The following is a 16,046-nucleotide window of genomic DNA, read 5'->3' as shown; positions in this document are numbered from 1 at the left end:
GTGGACATCTACCGTCTGCTCGACCCGGACGGCGTCCCGGAGCAGGCCGCCGCTCGCTTCCTCGCCTCGGAGCCGTTCGCCCGCCACGTCGCCCAGCGCCAGGATCGCGCGGCTTTCGCCCCGCCAGACACATCGCCGCTGGCGCGTGATCCGGCCCGGGCGCCGGCCAACGCCCGCCCCTCCCGAGCCGGCCCGGGCTGGCTCCCACAGCTCTTCTGGCTCACCCTCCGCTACCTCGCCGTCCTCAAGGGCGACCGCGTCGCGCTGGGCATGCTGCTGGCTGCCGCCCCGCTGATCGGGCTGGTGATGGGATCGACCTTCGACAAGCACCCGTTCGACCGCACGCTGGAGAACGGCGACATCAGCCAGGCGATCTCGCTGATCTACGTGGTGGCGGCCACGGCGATCTTCCTGGGGTCGTTTGTGGCGGCGCGCTCGATCGCGGAGGAGAGCGCCATCTACGCTCGCGAACGGCTCGTCAACCTGGCCCTGATCCCCTACGTCTGCTCGAAAGTCGTGGCGCTGGGGCTGTTCGCCGTGTTCCAGTCGGCAGCCCTGGTGCTGGCCGTCGCGTTGCGCCTCGACATCCCCGGCGGTGGGCGGATGCTGCTCGACTGGTTCGGGGTGATCCTGGTCACGAGCATCGTGTCGCTGGGGATGGGGCTGGCGGTCTCGGCGATGTCCACCAACACGCTCCGCGCGATGCTGCTGCACTCGCTGGCGATCAACCCGCAGCTAGTCATGAGCGGAGCGCTGGTGCCGCTCAAGCAGACGGACGAGGGGGCGCGGGCCGTCGCCGACATGACCATTGGCCGCTGGACCGTGTCGTTCCTGGGCTACCTGAACGACGTCAACGGCATCTTCCTGGACCAGTTCGGGCCGGCGGTCGCCAACGACTACGCCGAGCAGTTCGACCTGGACCCGAACAAGGTGCTGGCCCGCTACGGAGCGATGTTCCTGGTCTTCCTGATCGTCACGCTGATCGCGCTCAAGCGCCGCGACGTGCGCCGCTGAGCAGCGACCGCCGATGCCTATCCGGCCGCCCGATCACGTCGTGTGCGGATGATTTGTGTAGTGATCGGATCGCTCCAATCACGTTCAGGGATGCCGGCCGCGGCGAAGAGTTGCGCCAATGGCTCGCGGTGGGGAAGATCGTCGAGACGTACACCGTGGCGCCTGGCGTATTGGAACTCGTACTCCAGCACCGCGCCATCGCCCTCGCGGTAGCGGACAAAGCGACCCTGATCGAGACGGTCCTTGTACGTGCCCCCGCCCGGCTCCGCTGGTCCTATGACGATGACCGACGCTGCGTCTACTGTTGGATCGTACCTCAGCTCCATCGGTCTCGCCTCCTGTCCTGACGACGGCTGCGCCGCACGTCTTGCCACGCGGTGACGACCGTGACACCATCGGACTCGACCACCACAACGACAAACCGACCATCGTTCATCATGCGATGAAACTCCACGCGGCCGCCAGACTGCTCGATCTCAAAGTCCGGGTCGCGGGCCACGGTGCAAACGCCTTCCTGGGTGAGATGATCGGGCCGCATCTCGGCCTGCGCGTGCGGCGGAAAGATCAGTTCATCCAGCTCATCGCCGGTGGCTGCTCAAACGGTCTCGAACGGCACAGCGAGTGCGCCCCGGGGCCGCAGCGCTCATCGCCGACGTCAACGTGTACGTGACCATCTCCGCGACCCTCAGGCAGCCTCAGCGCTCCGGGATGGACTTGAGTATGAGCAGCATCTCGCATCGTCAACAACGACTGAGGCCCCGTCTACCAGATAGACGGGGCCTCATTGGTGCCGAAGCGGGGATTCGAACCCCGACGGGAGTACTCCCACTACGCCCTGAACGTAGCGCGTCTGCCAGTTCCGCCACTTCGGCCAGCGAACGAGCGAGAGTATAGCACGCCCGAGCGAGCCAGCAGCAACCTCAATGCCCCCCAGAATGGCCCCCAGGTCAGGGGGATCGCCTGCCGCGCGCCGGCCCAGCATCGAGCTATCTTCGAGCCCCCCGCGGATAGGCGGGGCGGTCCGCCCGCAGCTCCGCACCGAGTGCCGTCCAGCCGCCGTCGATCACCAGCGTCGAGCCGGTGACCCAGGACGCATCGTCCGACGCAAGGTACATCGCCGCCTTCGCGGTCTCATCCGGGCGGCCCAGGCGGCCCATCGGCGTGCGCGCAACCAGCTGCTCGACATTGCTGCCATGCTGCTGCTGGCGCTCGCGGAACGCCTCCGTCTCGGTGTAGCCCGGCGCGAGGGCGTTCACCCGGACCACGGGCGCCCACTCGACGGCCAGCGCCTCACACATGCCGATCACCGCGTACTTCGTCGTGACATACGGCAGCCGATTCGGCACCGCCCGCTTGCCGTACATCGACGACACCAGCAACACCACGCCCGAACCCTGCTCCAGCATCACCCGGCCGGCTGCACGGGCCGTCAAGAAGACGCCCGTCAGGTTGACGTCCACCACCCGCCGCCAGTCCTCTTCCTTGATGTCCACGGCCGGCACCGGCAGGTTGATGCCCGCGCCGCAGAAGGCGATGTCGAGCCGCCCCCAGCGGTCGAGCGCGGCGCTGACCAGCCGGTCGGCGTCCTCGGCGCGGGCCGTGTCGATGGTCACGCCGACGGCTCGGCTGTCGCCAAGCTCCGCGACGGCGTTCGCAAGGTGCTCCGCGCTGAGGTCCCCCAACACCACGTTCGCGCCCTCAGCCACGAACGCCCTGGCCGTCGCCAGCCCGATCCCCCGCGCGCCGCCGGTGATGAACGCCACTCTGCCTTCGAGCCGACCCTGCCGCTCCATCGCCTGCACTCCCCTTCGCTGCGCCGCCACCATCGGCTCACGCCATGCCGCGTAGGATAGCCGCCGCGCAGAACGACCGACGTCCCGGTGGCGCGAACAAACATCCACGCAGGCGACTGCCGTGTACAATTCCGACGTAACCTGTCGGGATTCGGGAGTCGGTCGAGGCACTATGAGCCAGCGCAAGCGCGTCATCGTGGGGATGAGTGGCGGGGTGGACAGCTCGGTCACGGCCGCCCTGCTCGTCGAGCAGGGCTACGATGTCGTGGGGATCACCCTGAACCTCTGGCCCGAGATCGACGGCGCCGAGGAGAACCCGCGCGAGGACGCCTGTTGCGCCCTGGGGGCCGTCGAGGACGCGCGCCGCGTGGCCGACCGGCTCGGCATCCGCTACTACGTCATGAACTTCCGCGACATCTTCGAGGAGAAGGTCGTCAAGGACTTCATCGGCGAGTACTCCCGTGGCAGAACCCCGAATCCGTGCGTCCGCTGCAACCAGTTCATCAAGTTCGATGCGCTGCTGGCCCGCTGCGCCCAGTTCGGGGCCGACTACGTCGCCACCGGCCACTATGTGCGCGTCGAGCACGACGCGGCGCTCGACCGCTGGCAGCTGCGGAAGGCCGCCGATCCGAGCAAGGATCAGTCCTACGTCCTCTACGTGATGACGCAGGACCGGCTGGCGCGGGCGCTGTTCCCGCTCGGCGCGCTGAGCAAGGCCGAGACGCGCGCCCTGGCCGAGCAGTGGAAGCTGCCCGTCGCCAGGAAGCCCGAGAGCCAGGACATCTGCTTCGTGCCGTACAAGCGGTACACCGAGTTCCTCGAGAAGCACGCGCCTGAGACGTTGCAGGAGGGGCCGATTGTCGACGCGGCCGGGCAGCGCGTCGGGACGCACAAGGGCATCGCGCTGCACACCGTCGGGCAGCGGCGCGGCCTCGGCATGGTGGCCCAGGAGCCGCGCTACGTCACCGGCCTCGACGCGGCGACCAACACCGTGATGATCGGCACGTTGGACGATCTCCAGCGGGCCGAGTGCACCCTGGACGATATGAACTGGGTCCGCATCGCCGCGCCACACGAGCCGATCCGCACGTACGCCCGCATCCGCTACCGTTCGGAGCTGGCGCCGGCCACCGTCTACGCCGAGCCGGGCAGCCGGGCACGCGTCGTCTTCGACGAGCCGCAGCGGGCCGTGACGCCCGGGCAGGCGGTCGTGTTCTACGACGGCGAGTACGTCGTCGGCGGCGGCACCATCGAGAACTGACCGGGTCTGCCATCGCAGGGGAGCAGGGGGAGAGTCGTGCAGAGAGAGCTGGAGATGCTCGCACCCGCGCCGTCGTTCGTGCCGATCAGCCTGCGCGCCGATCCCCGCACCACCGAGCAGAAGCTGGCCGATCTCCAGAACGTGCTGCGGGGCTATGAGAGCGTGGTCGTCGCCTTCTCGGCCGGCGCGGACAGCACGCTGGTCGCGAAAGTGGCCGCCGACGTGCTCGGTGATCGCGCCCTGGCCGTGACCTCGGCCTCCGAGAGCCTGGCCGAGCGCGAGCTTGACGAGGCGCTCCAGTATGCAGAATCGCTGCGGATCACCCACCGGGTGATCTACACCCAGGAATTGCAGAACCCCGACTACCTCGCCAACCCCACCAACCGCTGCTACCACTGCAAGACCGAGCTGTACGACCACCTCGTGGAGCTGGCCCGGCAGGAGGGCTTCCGTCACGTCGCGAACGGCCTCAACCTGGACGACCTGGGCGACTACCGCCCCGGCCTCCAGGCGGCGAACGAGCACGACGTGCGGGCGCCGCTCCAGGAAGCCGGCCTGACCAAGCCGGATGTCCGCGCCATCTCCCGACTGCTCGACGTACCAACCTGGGACAAGCCGGCGATGGCCTGCCTCTCTTCGCGGGTGCCGTACGGCGAGGCGATCACACCCGAGAAGCTGCGGCAGATCGACCACGCAGAGCAGGTGCTGCGCGACCTGGGCTACCGTCAACTGCGGGTGCGCCACCACGGACAGGTGGCGCGCATCGAGCTGCCGGCCGACCAGCTCACCCAGTTCGTGGCCGAGCACGCGGCGCTCGTGAGCGAGCGGCTCAAGGCGTTCGGCTTCCTCTACGTGACGCTCGACCTGCAAGGGTTTCGCAGCGGCTCGATGAACGACGTACTCAAGCGGCCGGCCGGCGGCACACACGAGCAGCCCGACCGCCGGCCCTCCGGAGGCTCCTGACCGATGTTCAAGATTGTTGGCGAGCCGATTGACGCCACGGCGCTCGGCGAGATGGTCCGCTCGGACGCCGATGGCGCGGTCTGCGTGTTCCTCGGCGTGGCCCGCAAGTTCTCGCGGGGCCGCGAGGTCGTTCACCTGGAGTACGAGGCGTACCCCGAGATGGCCGAGAAGAAGCTGGCCGAGATCGGGGACGAGATCAAGGTCAAGTTCGGAGCCGAGCGCGTGGCGATCCTTCACCGGACCGGCGTCCTGAAGATCGGCGAGGCGTCGGTGGGCATCGCCATCGCCACGCCGCACCGGGGCGAGTCGTTCCAGGCCTGCCAGTACGCCATCGACCGCCTCAAGCAGATCGTGCCGATCTGGAAGAAGGAAGTCTGGTCGACGGGCGAGCAGTGGATCGGGTGGGAGGGCCAGGCGCCGCCGGAGCTGGCCGCCCCGAAAGCCTGAGCGGCGCAGCCGGCCGGCTGACGGATGCTGGCGACGACTCGCGCGCCAGCGTCTGATCGGCGGCCAGCTCGGCTGCGAGCGCTACACCAGTTGGCGGTGCACCGGCAGCGACTCCACCAGCCCGCCGGCCGCCAGCCGCGCGATCAGCTCCTTCGTCAGCGGCTCGCCCAGCAGCAGTCGCGGCAACAGCAGATCGACCGCGCCCGGCCGCCCGAACAGCTCGCAGGACGCCAGCCCGAGCACCTGGACACCATCAAGCCGGCCCGTCCAGCAGGCTGTGCCCGGCTCGATCGGGACGCCGATCTGATCGACACTCCCGCCAGCCTGCCGCAACCCCTCAAAGGCGGCGTCAAGCGGGTCGGTGGCGCTGGCTCCCGCCACGAGAATCCCGTCCGCACCAGCCTGGATCGCCTGCTGATACGCCTCGGCTGGCGCGGAGCCGCGAGCCGGCACGATGATGACCGGATCCAGCCGTGAGCCGAACCATGCCACCGACGCCCCGAGCGCCTGCCGCGCACGATCCAGCGTGGTCTCGCCCAGCCGGTCCAGCCCGACCAGCGCCACCGACCGCGCAGGGAATGGCTCGACGCTGATGACCGGCCCATGCTCGGCACAGAACGCCTCGATGGCCGTCTGCTCCGCGCCGGCCAGCACGAGCGGCGCGCACTTCACGCCGCCGACCACGTCGCCGGCCTCGGCCGCGCGCTCGCCGAACGAGGCGAACAGCAGCGCGCCGTTCGTCAGGTTCACGGCCTCGACGCCGCGCGGGTTGACCTTCAGCCAGCCGCGCCGCTCGGCGATCAGGTTGACCTGTCCGAAGTGTGGATCGGTCAGGCGGACGCCCGCGCCGGCGATGGTCGCGGCGATCCGGCCAGCGGCTTCGTCCTCCAGCAGATCGCCGGATTCGGGAAGCTGGAGGTGCACGTCGCCATAGTTCAGCTCGCGGAGCCGCGCGAGATCAGCGGCATCCAGCCGACGCCCCTTGCGAAAGACGACGGTGCGCGTCTGGGCCGGGTCTCGCACGTCATGGCAGAGAATCGCCCCTGGCTCGATAGCATCCACGTCGTCGGTACGAATGAGTTGCACGCTTGCTCCCATGGGGCCGGCACTGCCCGGCCGCCTGCGTGCTCACATGGTAGCCGGCCGGCCTCACCGCGAGGGCGACGCCGGCAGGCACCTGCCAACCTACTCAGGGATGCGGCGCTCGCCCGGACCCCAGATCGGCTGCATCTCCCAGACGTCCACGTCGCGGATTCGAGCAGCGCCGCCGCGCGCGCCCAGGCACACCCCGACGCTGTCTGCACGCGTCGGGTAGACACGGCTGGTGAGACTGGCGCCGTCCGCCGCGAAGACCTCCGCGACCGAGCCATCCACGAACACCCGCAGCCGCAGCGAGCCGTCGGCCTCAGGCCGGACCGTCGCGCCGCGCCGCTCACGATCCGGCACGCTGTCGAGGGTCGAGCGCGCGCGGTCAACCCACAGCTCGCCCGCTGCGCGGTCGAACACGATGCGCGTCTCCTCAGCCCCATCTGGTGAGCGCAGGACGCTCAGCCAGACCTCGGCGGCATCGCCGGGATCGAGCGTCAGGCCCAATTCCAGCCGGTCGCCGCTGACTTCACCGAGCGGCACGGTCCGCCCATCCGGGATCTCGATGCCTTCGAGCCGCTGGTGCGCGCCGCGCAGCATCTCGACCTCCGCCACCGGTCGCACGGCCAGCCGTCCATCGGCCGTCAGCGACAGCTCGGTCGGCAGCGACATCACGCCGGACCAGCCGCTCGCCTTCTGGGTCTCGACATCGCGATCCTCGCGCAGCCAGCCCCACATCAGCCGCCGCCCCTGCCCGTCGAGCATCACCTGGGGCGCGTAGTAGCAGCCGCCGTCGTCCACGATGCCCGTGCGCTCGGGCGTAAACCGATGCTCGCGGTACTCGCCGACCAGGAACAGCACCTTCCGCAGCGGGATCGGCGAGATCAGCAGGACGTGCTTCCCCCCGAGCGGGAAAAAGTTCGGGCACTCCCACATGCGGCCGGTCTCGGCCTCAACGCCGCGACACAGCTCACCCAGGTACTCCCAGGCCACCAGATCGGGGGAGCGGTAGAGGAGGATGTTGCCGCCCTCGCCGGTCACCCCCGACCCGACGACGCAGTACCAGCCATCGACCTCGCGCCAGATGAACGGATCGCGGAACCCCTCGACGGGCATGCCCTCAGGTGAATCGGGGATGACCGGATTGGCGGCGTGCTTCGTCCAGGCCGTCAGATCGGGATCGGTCGGGTCGTCGGCGGTCGCGATGCACTGCACCTGCGGCCGAACGCCCGTGTACATCACGGTCGGCGTGCCGTAGTTGTCGAAGCCGCAGCCGGAGTAGACGCCGTCCTTGTCCGGGCCCCCCGGCGTCGGCGCGAGGGCGATCGGGAGATCCTGCCAGTGGACAAGGTCGTCGGTGACGGCGTGGCCCCAGTGGATCGTGCCGTGGAACGCGCCGTTGGGGTTGTACTGGTAGAAGAGGTGGTAGCGGCCCTGCCACTGAAGCAGCCCGTTCGGGTCGTTCATCCAGTTGGCGGGCGGCTGGAAATGGTAGGTCGGTCGGAGGCGGTCGGACATGGGACTCCTCAGGCGGGGCGGCTGCTGGCCGGCCTTGGGGCGGCGGCCCGCTGGCCGGGCTGGCTGCCAGGGTCAGCGTTCATCGGGACGCCAGATCGCGCTCTGCCGGGCGTCGAGAAAGCCGGCGTTGGTCGGACGCAGCTTCCAGGCCTCGACCGTCGCCAGGGTGGTCGGCGCGCCGACGGTAAAGGCGTCCAGGCCGATCCCCGGCCGTGTGTCCACAGCGTAGAAGACGGCCTGCCGGTCGGAGGCGAAGACCTCGACGATGTAGCGGTCCACGAAGATCCGCAGCTCGACATCCTCGCCGTCTGGCAGATCGGCCACGGCGAACGGAGCATCGGTCCCGCCCACCCGCAGCGTCCCCGTCTCCGGCCGCAGGACGATCGGCAGCCCGCCGCCGGCCCCATCTGAGAAGAGCACCACGCCGAACAGCTTGCGCCGGGCCTCGGCACGCGGGATCGTGATGCGAAGCTCCCAGGCCTCGCCGTCGAGCGTCAGCACACGCTGGAGCGACGGCGCAGCGACCGGCGGCACCGGGTCGGCGAACGCCAGCACCGGCTCGGCGATGGCGACGTTGTCGAGCTGACGTGGCTCGTACCGCAGGGATTCCAGCTCACGGAGGGGCCGCATGCGCAGGACGCCGTCCGCGGGCAGCTCCAGCTCGCGCGGCAGCGCCTGGATCGTCCGCAGACGCAGGCCGGCATCCGTCCCGGCCGTCCGGATCCAGGCCCACATCACCCGCCGACCGTCCGGCGTCAGCACGCTCTCGGGCGCGAAGTAGTCGGTGCGGCTGTGGACGCCCCAGACCGGCTGATCGTCGCGCCGCCAGTTGAGCCGCGCGTGCGAGGTCGGGACGAACTGCTCGGCCTCGGCGTCCCAGTCCCCGAGGTAGTAGCGGCAGCCGAGCGGGTGGCTGATGCAGAGCAGCATCCACGTGTCGCCGAGCCGAAAGAAGTTGGGGCAGGAGATATCCTCGCCGATGCCGGCGTCGGGAACGTCGTGCTGGAGGAAGTCGCCGACCAGCGTCCAGGTCTGGAGATCCGTCGACCTGAAGAGTGGCGGGTTCTTGCCGCCAGAGATGGCGTAGTAGGTGTCGCCGATGGTGAAGCAGTCGGGATCCCAGTGGGTGATGTCGGCGTCCGCGCCATCGGCCGTCTTGACGTTGACCGGGTACGGCTGCTCCCAGGCCGAGAGCGCCCGGTCCTTCGCCAGCGCGATCTGGTTCCGCCCAGACCCCTGCCCGTGGTAGATGACGGCGGGACGGCCCTCGCGGGTGACGAAGCCGGTCCCGCTGTACATCCCATGGCCCGTGAACGACGGCTGGAGCTTTGTCGGCTGCCAGGTCCAGTGAAGCATGTCGGGGCTGGTGACATGGACGAAGCTGTACGACTTCCCGCCCTGCCATGGGTGTGCCAGGATGTAGTGCAGGTGGTACAGGCCGTCCAGGTAGAAGGCGGCGTTCGGATCGCCGGGCGAGCTGTCGCCGCCCGGGTGCATCAGGTGGTACGTCAGCGTTGGGTCGCTCATCAGAGAAGCTGCCTCGTGCGTTGGGGCATCGACGCCCTGTGGCCGCGTCGTGCTAGCGGTTCGCAGGTTGGCGCATCGGGGAGAGGCGGGCATCCTCGATGTGTGCGCTGCCGCTCTCGGCCCACAGTCCGACACCGCCGCCAACGCGCTGTCCGGACAGCGTTGCCAGCACGACCTCGCCGTCAAGCTCCAGCTCCAGGTACGCGCCAACCGAGAGCAGCCTGAACGGCATCGCCCGTCCGGCCTCGACCGGGTGATACATCCATCCTCGCTGGATCTCCTGATACGCGTAGGTCGGCTGCTCCACGGGCGGCAGCCACTTCTGGAGTGAGATGTCCTCCCGCCCCGGCGCGACTTCGACGAAGTAGCCGCCGCCGCGCTCGTCGAGGCGCAGCCCGAAGCCGGCCGACGGCGCGTCGAACGTGACGGTCCCCTCAAACAGGAAATCACCGAGATCCTGGGCGCCGGTGACCATGTCCGCGCCGGCCGCCACCGAGACGCTCCATCCGCGCGCTGCACGCCCCTGGAACGCCGTCCGGCTGCTGGCCTCAAACGGCGCGGCCGGCGCTTCGCGGTACGCCTCCCAGCCGGGGAAGCTCGCGCGGCGCAGGCTGCCGTCCGTCCGCCGAATCAACTGGAGCGGCGGCGGCGCGATCCGCCCGTAGGTGTTGATCCGCGTCCCAAAGGCCGGCCAGTCGTAGTCGGCAAACTGGCCCTGAAGGAGGATCGGGCGGTGCCAGCAGTAGAACAGGTCCATGTCCTGCCAGCGGCAGACGCGACCGGCGTAGTGGCCCATCGGCGCCAGGAAGCCGCCGTCCGTCGGAATCGTGTACGGCCCCTCGAACGCGGGAGCCTGCCAGTAGCGCTGGCTGCGGTCCTCCATGATGCCGGCCGTCAGGTAGTAGTGCCCGTCCACGGTGAAGACCTGCGGACACTCCAGATCCCAGTAGCGACGCGGCGCGAACAGCGGCGGGCGGACTTCCCAGTTGACGAGGTCGTCAGAGGCCATCAGGGCGGCGCAACCACGCCGCAGGAACGGCCCCTCGGCTTCGCGCCCACAGACGACGGCGTAGAACGTGTCGCCAACCTTGATCGGCTTCGGATCGCGCCAGGAGACGCGCCCGCCCGGCAGCGGCTCGGCCTCGTACCAGCGTCGATCGGCCTCGGCGACCGGATTGCCAGCGTGCTTGGTCCAGCGGATCAGGTCCGTGGAGGTCGCGACGGCGATCCGCTGGATTCGGCCCTGCTCGGCCCGCCCGAGCGCGGTGTAGACCATGTAGTAGGTCCCCGCGTGCTCGGTGACGCTCATGGTGTAGATCATGTCGTCGTCTGGACCCTCGCCGGGATCGCTGGTCCGGATGGCGGCCGGCAGCGCACGCCAGGAGAGGCCATCATCGGAGACGACGTGCTGCACGACATCGTGGTTCGGCAGCGTCAGATGGAACAGGTGGATCTCGTCGCCGGCCGAGAAGACCTCGACGTCGCCAAGCTCCGGGCCGATCCCGGCGGGCGGTGCATACACGCTGATTTACCCCTTCACACCCGTACGGGCGATACCTTCGATCACGTACCGTTGGGCGAACACAAAGATGAGCAGGACCGGCATCATCGAGATGACCACGCCCGCCAGCACGACCGACAGGCTGCCGGTGCCCAGGTAGCCCTGCAAGGTGACCAGCCCGAGCGGCAGCGTGAAGTTGTGCTGGCTGCTCAAGAAGATCAGCGGGCGGAAGAACTCGTTCCAGAACGTGTTGAACGAGAGGATGGCCAGGACGGCCAGCGGACCGGCGCACAGCGGCACGAACACCCGCGAGAAGATGTGCCATTGGTCCGCGCCGTCGATCTTCGCGGCGTCCACCAGGTCTTGCGGCACCTGCATGAACGCCTGCCGCATGAAGAACACCCCGAACGCGCTGACCCAGGCCGGCAGGATCAGCGACCAGAGCGTGTCGGCCAGGCCGAACCACTTGATCAGCAGGAAGACCGGGATGATGGTCGCCTGGCCGGGCACCATCAGCGAAGCCATCAGCAGGATGAACAGGACGTTCTTGCCGGGGAAGTTGAGCCGGGCGAAGGCGTAGCCGGCCAGAGAGGCCGTCACCAGCTGCCCCACGACGATGGCCAGGCTGACCTTGACGCTGTTCGTCAGGATCTCGGCGAACGGCACGCTGTCGAACACCATCTGGTAGTTCGCGAACGCCAGATCGGTTGGCAGCCACTTCGGCGGCAGGCTGAAGGACTGGGCCGGCGTTCGCAGGGAGGTCGAGATCGTCCAGACGATCGGCGCGAGCCACAGACAGGCCAACACCACCAGCGCCGCGCCCAGCAGCTGCCGCGCCAGCAGGGCGGTCCACCGCGAGGCGCCGGAGGCCGGACGCACGGCACGGGTCTGGACCGACGCTTCGCCAGCCAGCGTATCAGTCATAGTGCACCCACCGCTTCGACAGCCAGAACTGCACCACCGTCAGCGCCATGATCAGCAAGAAGAGCAGCGAGGCGATGGCCGCGCCGTACCCGATGGCAAGGTTCTGGAAGGCGCTCTCGTAGATGATCATCACGACGGTGCGTGAAGAGTCGCCAGGGCCGCCGCGCGTCATGACGAACGGCTGCTCGAAGACCTGGAGCGCGCCGATCACGCCGATGACGGTCACGAACAGCATCGTGGGGCTGAGCAGCGGCAGCGTGACGTTGAAAAACTTCGCCAGCGGCCCCGCGCCATCGATGTCGGCGGCCTCGTACATATCGCGCGAGATGTTCTGCACCCCGGCGACGAAGATGATGAAGTTGAAGCCCAGCGAGCGCCACGTCGCAGCGAAGATCACCGCCACCAGCGACCAGCTGGCAGAGTTGAGCCAGGGGATGCGCTCGAAGCCCAGCAGCGCGACGTAGTAGTTGATGACGCCGAACTCGCGCTGGAAGAGGTAGCTGAGCACCACGGCGACAGCCGCTCCGGACAGCGTCAGCGGCAAGAAGAAGGCTGTCCGCAGGAAGTAGGTGAGCGGACGCGAGCGCACACTCTGCACCGCGACCGCCAGGATCACGGCCAGCGAGACCTCAAGCCCGACCGCGCCCGCCACGAACAGGAGGGTGTTGCGAAAGGCAGTCAGCAGGCGGGCGTCCTGGGTCAGGTTGGCGAAGTTCTGCGCGCCAACGAACCTGGGGGCCTTCTGAGCCAGGAGATCCCAGTCATAGAAGCTCAGCCCGAGCGACGCGATCACCGGCCCGAAGACGAAGAGCAGGAAGCCGGCATACGTCGGCAGGATGAAGAGGTAGCCGGTCAACGCCTCGCGGCGGGCCATTCCCCGCATGCCCTGCTGGGTGAACCAGCCGAACGGCGACGATGCCATGCTCATCGCGCTGGACCGCGCGACGGGAGTACTCATGATGTCCGTCCGTCATGCGCCGGGCGGGGCCGTGTCGCGGCCCCGCCCGGTGTGACCGCGTCGTGTCTACGCTTTGGGTCGAGCGGCGAACAGCTTCGTCAGCTCGGTGTGCAGCTCGTCGAGGGCGGCCTTGGCCGGGCGCTCGCCAGTGATCGCCAGATCGACGTACTTGACCATCAGGGTCGCCAGCTGGTTCGACTCTGGCGGCGCCGGGATCGGCGCGGTGTCCGGGTGCTTGTCGAAGGTGTCGTAGAACACCTTCCAGTTCTTGATGCCGCCCATGCGGTCCTCGGTCATCAGCGAGCGACGCGGTGAGGTCGTGGTCGTCGGCTTGCCCATGACCGCGCCGATGACCTCCTTGCTGACCCAGTACTTCATGAACGTCCACATCTCTTCGCGGACGGGCGAGGCCTTCAAGCCCATCAGGCCACCCGAACCAAACTGGTGGCGCTGGGACTTCCACTTCGGGAAGAGCCGCACGTCAAACGTGCCCTCCTTCATGCCGGCCGCCGTCAGGCCTGAGGCCCAGAACGCGCCAGCCGGTGTCATCCCGACCTTCCCGCTCACGAAGTTCGCCTGCTGGGCCGCGCCGCCGCCGGCGGCCGGATCGAGCGCGGTCCGCTCCTTGGTCATCTCGACCAGGAACTCAAGTGCTTCGACGTTCTTTGGATCGTTGGCCTTGGAAGCGTTCCAGCGCCAGCCGCCGCCACGCCCCTTGCCCGATGGATCGTCCTTGTAGAACGTGCTCCAGAGCCATTCACCGCCGGGCGCCCGCTCTTCCGAGAGCAGGTTGGAGTCGTTGACGAAGACCCACGGGATGTAGCCGCCCCAGTGACGGTTCGTCCAGGCGTACCCGAACGTCTCGGGCTGGCCGGTCGCATCCTTCTTGGAAGCCAGCTTCCGGCCGATGGTGCGGAAATCCTCCATCGTCCAGTCATCCTTGGGCGGCTCGATGCCGGCCTTCTGGAGCGCGTCGAGGTTGAGGAACATGTTGGCGGCGTTGAAGTTGGCCGGCAGCTCGTAGAGGCTGCCCTCGTACATCATCGCCTCGACCAGCGAGGGATGCACGTCGGAGAAGTACTCCTGCATACTCGCCTGATCGGCCTTGACGAAGTCGTCCAGCTTGACCGCCAGATCCTTCCCGGCGAAGAGCTGCGTGCCCTCGGTCGCCACGTTCACGAGGTCGGTGGGCTTGCCGCTGGCCATCTCCGTCAGCAGCTTGACGAAGAACTGATCGTGGTCCGGGGCCTGAATCGGCGTGAACTCGACGGCGACGCCCGGATTCTTCTCGGCGAAGGCCTTGGCAAAGGCCGTCAGTTCCTGGGCGCGCTGCTGCGTCGCATTGACCGCCGCGCGCAGGGTGATCGGCCCCTTGGGCTTGCCCTGCGCGGCCGCGCCCGCTGCCGGTGCAGCGGCCGGCGCGGCGGCGGCTGGCTTCTCAGCAGGCTTTTCGGCCGGCTTCTCGGCAGCCTTCTCCGCCGGCTTCGGCGCGGCTGCCGGGCTGCCGCAGGCGGCTGCCAGCAGCGCGGCGGCGGTGGCCCCGAACGTACCGGCCAGGAGTCTTCGGCGTGAGATCGTTGCGCGGGCCGTCATGATCCCTCCCCTTCTTCGGGCGAATGGCTCACCGCAAGGTGAGCGGTGCGTCTCCCTGGGCCAGCCGACGCCGGCCGAACATGTCGTCAAGCTCTGATGGATGGAAGCCCTGGGCCGCCCCACACGACTCGCGAACGATGAGCCGCGTCGGCAGCACCACGTGCCGAGGCTCCTTCCCGCCGCCACCCTCGATCCGCTCCAGGAGCATCCGGGCCGCCGTCGCTCCGATCTCGTAGGTCGGCTGGGCGACGGAGGTCAGCCGTGGGCGCAGCACAATCGCCCAGTCAAAGTCGTCAAAGCCGACGATGGCCAGGTCGTCGGGCACACGTACCTGCCGCGCCTGCAACGCCAGCAGCGCGCCGATGGTCATCAGGTTGTTCGTCGAGAAGACGGCGGACGGCGGACGCGGCAGGTCGAGCAGGGCCAGCATCTCACGGTACCCGCCGTCGAGCCGCGAGTTGCCAAGGCGCACCAGATCCGGATCGGCGCGGATACCGCGATCGGCAAGGGCCTGGTGGAAGCCGGCCAGCCGCTCGTTCGTGGTCCCCACGCCGGCCAGCCCGGAGATCACCCCGATGCGAGTGTGCCCCAGCTCTACCAGATGGTTCACCGCCTCCCAGGCGCCTCGGACGTTGTCCACGAGAACGGCGTCGCAGGGTGCGCCGGGCGGCGGGCGGTCGAAGCAGACCAGTGGAAACCCCAGCTCGACGAGCCGGTCGACGGCCGGCTGACGGGTGCCGGTCGGGGCCATCAGGATCGCGTCGACCCGCTTGCGCCGGAGCATGCTGAGGTAGGTCAGCTCTTTCCGGGGGTCCTCGTCGGTGTTGCAGAGGATGACGCTGTAGCCGGCCGCGTTCGCCACGTCTTCGATGCCGCGCACCAGCGACGTGAAGAACGGATTGCTGATGTCGGTGATGAGCAGGCCGATGGTATGGCTGCGATCCCGCTTGAGACCCTGCGCGAGCGAGTTGACCTCGTAGTGGAGCCGCTCGATGGCCGCGAGGACGCGCTGGCGTGTCGCCACGGCGACTGGACGGGTGTCATTGAGGACGTGAGAGACGGTGGTGGTCGAGACACCGGCCTCACGCGCCACATCGATGATGGTCGCGCGCATCGTGGCCTGCCAATCGTTTGCCGCAAACGTTTTCGTGAGCATACCGCCCTTTTGCCGTCCTGTCAACGGGGTCCGGCCGGCCACCTTTCTCGGCCTCTCCGCTCCGCGGCGCCCGCCCAGGGCGATTGCATGTTCATTGGTGTACCCGAAGCATCATGGAACGGGCGGTCGGGGGTTGAAACCCCCGCCTACAGTCATTCCGTCGCTGCGCGACGGCCGTCGGGAACGGCAGGCACTGGTGCGACTGGCGCGTCGCGCAGCGACTGCAGGATCGTAGGCGGGGCTTTCAAGCCCCGACGCCGCCGCACGACGCGCTCAACATACGATTGCACTGGTAGCAGCATCAG

General features: G+C 68.6%; 15 protein-coding genes and 1 tRNA gene. 4 read left to right on the top strand and 12 right to left on the bottom strand.

The features are described 5' to 3' along the window. Positions 1-1,014: ABC transporter permease (locus IT306_28720; GenBank protein MCC7372431.1), on the top strand; the 1,014-nt coding region annotated here is incomplete at its 5' end. Between the two features lie 17 nt (positions 1,015-1,031). Here the strand turns inward: IT306_28720 and IT306_28715 are convergent. The 4 genes from IT306_28715 to IT306_28700 form a co-directional block, all read right to left on the bottom strand. Next, on the bottom strand, positions 1,032-1,340 hold the full coding sequence (locus IT306_28715; protein ID MCC7372430.1) for a hypothetical protein: 309 nt from the start codon (positions 1,338-1,340) through the stop codon (positions 1,032-1,034). Beyond that, positions 1,331-1,552 carry a hypothetical protein gene (locus tag IT306_28710; protein MCC7372429.1) on the bottom strand — a complete coding sequence of 74 codons (222 nt, stop codon included), beginning with the start codon at positions 1,550-1,552 and terminating at the stop codon, positions 1,331-1,333. Before IT306_28710 ends, IT306_28715 begins: the two co-directional genes overlap by 10 nt. A gap of 247 nt (positions 1,553-1,799) precedes the next feature. Next, positions 1,800-1,886: transfer RNA gene (locus tag IT306_28705), tRNA-Leu, on the bottom strand. Positions 1,887-2,000: 114 nt separating this feature from the next. Next, positions 2,001-2,807, bottom strand: coding sequence for an SDR family oxidoreductase (locus IT306_28700; protein ID MCC7372428.1), 807 nt, complete (start codon positions 2,805-2,807; stop codon positions 2,001-2,003). Between the two features lie 172 nt (positions 2,808-2,979). Here IT306_28700 and mnmA point away from each other — a divergent pair, with 172 nt between their 5' ends. From mnmA to IT306_28685, 3 genes are read left to right on the top strand one after another with little or no spacing between them, the layout of a single operon-like run. After that, complete coding sequence (gene mnmA, locus IT306_28695; GenBank protein MCC7372427.1) at positions 2,980-4,068, top strand: tRNA 2-thiouridine(34) synthase MnmA; 1,089 nt, start codon at positions 2,980-2,982, stop codon at positions 4,066-4,068. Between the two features lie 54 nt (positions 4,069-4,122). Further along, the gene (gene larE, locus IT306_28690) at positions 4,123-5,031 is read left to right on the top strand and encodes an ATP-dependent sacrificial sulfur transferase LarE (GenBank protein MCC7372426.1); all 909 of its coding nucleotides are present in this window, start codon (positions 4,123-4,125) and stop codon (positions 5,029-5,031) included. Between the two features lie 3 nt (positions 5,032-5,034). Next, positions 5,035-5,478, top strand: coding sequence for a molybdenum cofactor biosynthesis protein MoaE (locus IT306_28685; GenBank protein MCC7372425.1), 444 nt, complete (start codon positions 5,035-5,037; stop codon positions 5,476-5,478). A gap of 81 nt (positions 5,479-5,559) precedes the next feature. Here the strand turns inward: IT306_28685 and IT306_28680 are convergent, their stop codons facing one another. From IT306_28680 to IT306_28645, 8 genes are all read right to left on the bottom strand, one after another. Continuing rightward, positions 5,560-6,564 (bottom strand): hypothetical protein, encoded by a 1,005-nt coding sequence (locus IT306_28680; protein MCC7372424.1) that lies wholly within the window; start codon positions 6,562-6,564, stop codon positions 5,560-5,562. A 99-nt stretch (positions 6,565-6,663) separates the two neighbouring features. Continuing rightward, on the bottom strand, positions 6,664-8,082 hold the full coding sequence (locus IT306_28675; GenBank protein ID MCC7372423.1) for a glycoside hydrolase family 32 protein: 1,419 nt from the start codon (positions 8,080-8,082) through the stop codon (positions 6,664-6,666). 72 nt (positions 8,083-8,154) lie between these two features. Next, the gene (locus IT306_28670) at positions 8,155-9,609 is read right to left on the bottom strand and encodes a glycoside hydrolase family 32 protein (protein MCC7372422.1); all 1,455 of its coding nucleotides are present in this window, start codon (positions 9,607-9,609) and stop codon (positions 8,155-8,157) included. Positions 9,610-9,661: 52 nt separating this feature from the next. Continuing rightward, positions 9,662-11,131 (bottom strand): hypothetical protein, encoded by a 1,470-nt coding sequence (locus tag IT306_28665; protein ID MCC7372421.1) that lies wholly within the window; start codon positions 11,129-11,131, stop codon positions 9,662-9,664. A gap of 6 nt (positions 11,132-11,137) precedes the next feature. Further along, the gene (locus tag IT306_28660) at positions 11,138-12,034 is read right to left on the bottom strand and encodes a carbohydrate ABC transporter permease (protein ID MCC7372420.1); all 897 of its coding nucleotides are present in this window, start codon (positions 12,032-12,034) and stop codon (positions 11,138-11,140) included. Further along, complete coding sequence (locus IT306_28655; protein ID MCC7372419.1) at positions 12,027-12,992, bottom strand: sugar ABC transporter permease; 966 nt, start codon at positions 12,990-12,992, stop codon at positions 12,027-12,029. The genes IT306_28660 and IT306_28655 overlap by 8 nt, the downstream gene beginning before the upstream one ends. A gap of 66 nt (positions 12,993-13,058) precedes the next feature. Continuing rightward, the gene (locus tag IT306_28650; GenBank protein ID MCC7372418.1) at positions 13,059-14,585 is read right to left on the bottom strand and encodes an extracellular solute-binding protein; all 1,527 of its coding nucleotides are present in this window, start codon (positions 14,583-14,585) and stop codon (positions 13,059-13,061) included. A gap of 28 nt (positions 14,586-14,613) precedes the next feature. After that, complete coding sequence (locus IT306_28645) at positions 14,614-15,699, bottom strand: LacI family DNA-binding transcriptional regulator (GenBank protein MCC7372417.1); 1,086 nt, start codon at positions 15,697-15,699, stop codon at positions 14,614-14,616. Positions 15,700-16,046: the final 347 nt, after the last annotated feature.

This window comes from Chloroflexota bacterium (assembly GCA_020850535.1).
In the GTDB taxonomy this organism is placed as follows: Bacteria; Chloroflexota; UBA6077; order UBA6077; family JACCZL01; genus JADZEM01.
Note: the sequence above shows the minus strand (reverse complement) of the source record. Positions and strands in the feature narration are given on the sequence as shown.

Bases quoted from the DNA above. Each gene is read 5' to 3' on its own strand.
- IT306_28655 (MCC7372419.1), bottom strand. From the start codon at position 12,992: ATGAGTACTCCCGTCGCGCGGTCCAGCGCGATGAGCATGGCATCGTCG.
- mnmA (MCC7372427.1), top strand. From the start codon at position 2,980: ATGAGCCAGCGCAAGCGCGTCATCGTGGGGATGAGTGGCGGGGTGGAC.
- IT306_28670 (MCC7372422.1), bottom strand. From the start codon at position 9,609: ATGAGCGACCCAACGCTGACGTACCACCTGATGCACCCGGGCGGCGAC.
- IT306_28675 (MCC7372423.1), bottom strand. From the start codon at position 8,082: ATGTCCGACCGCCTCCGACCGACCTACCATTTCCAGCCGCCCGCCAAC.
- IT306_28650 (MCC7372418.1), bottom strand. From the start codon at position 14,585: ATGACGGCCCGCGCAACGATCTCACGCCGAAGACTCCTGGCCGGTACG.
- IT306_28685 (MCC7372425.1), top strand. From the start codon at position 5,035: ATGTTCAAGATTGTTGGCGAGCCGATTGACGCCACGGCGCTCGGCGAG.
- IT306_28715 (MCC7372430.1), bottom strand. From the start codon at position 1,340: ATGGAGCTGAGGTACGATCCAACAGTAGACGCAGCGTCGGTCATCGTC.
- larE (MCC7372426.1), top strand. From the start codon at position 4,123: ATGCTCGCACCCGCGCCGTCGTTCGTGCCGATCAGCCTGCGCGCCGAT.
- IT306_28660 (MCC7372420.1), bottom strand. From the start codon at position 12,034: ATGACTGATACGCTGGCTGGCGAAGCGTCGGTCCAGACCCGTGCCGTG.
- IT306_28645 (MCC7372417.1), bottom strand. From the start codon at position 15,699: ATGCGCGCGACCATCATCGATGTGGCGCGTGAGGCCGGTGTCTCGACC.
- IT306_28710 (MCC7372429.1), bottom strand. From the start codon at position 1,552: ATGCGGCCCGATCATCTCACCCAGGAAGGCGTTTGCACCGTGGCCCGC.
- IT306_28700 (MCC7372428.1), bottom strand. From the start codon at position 2,807: ATGGAGCGGCAGGGTCGGCTCGAAGGCAGAGTGGCGTTCATCACCGGC.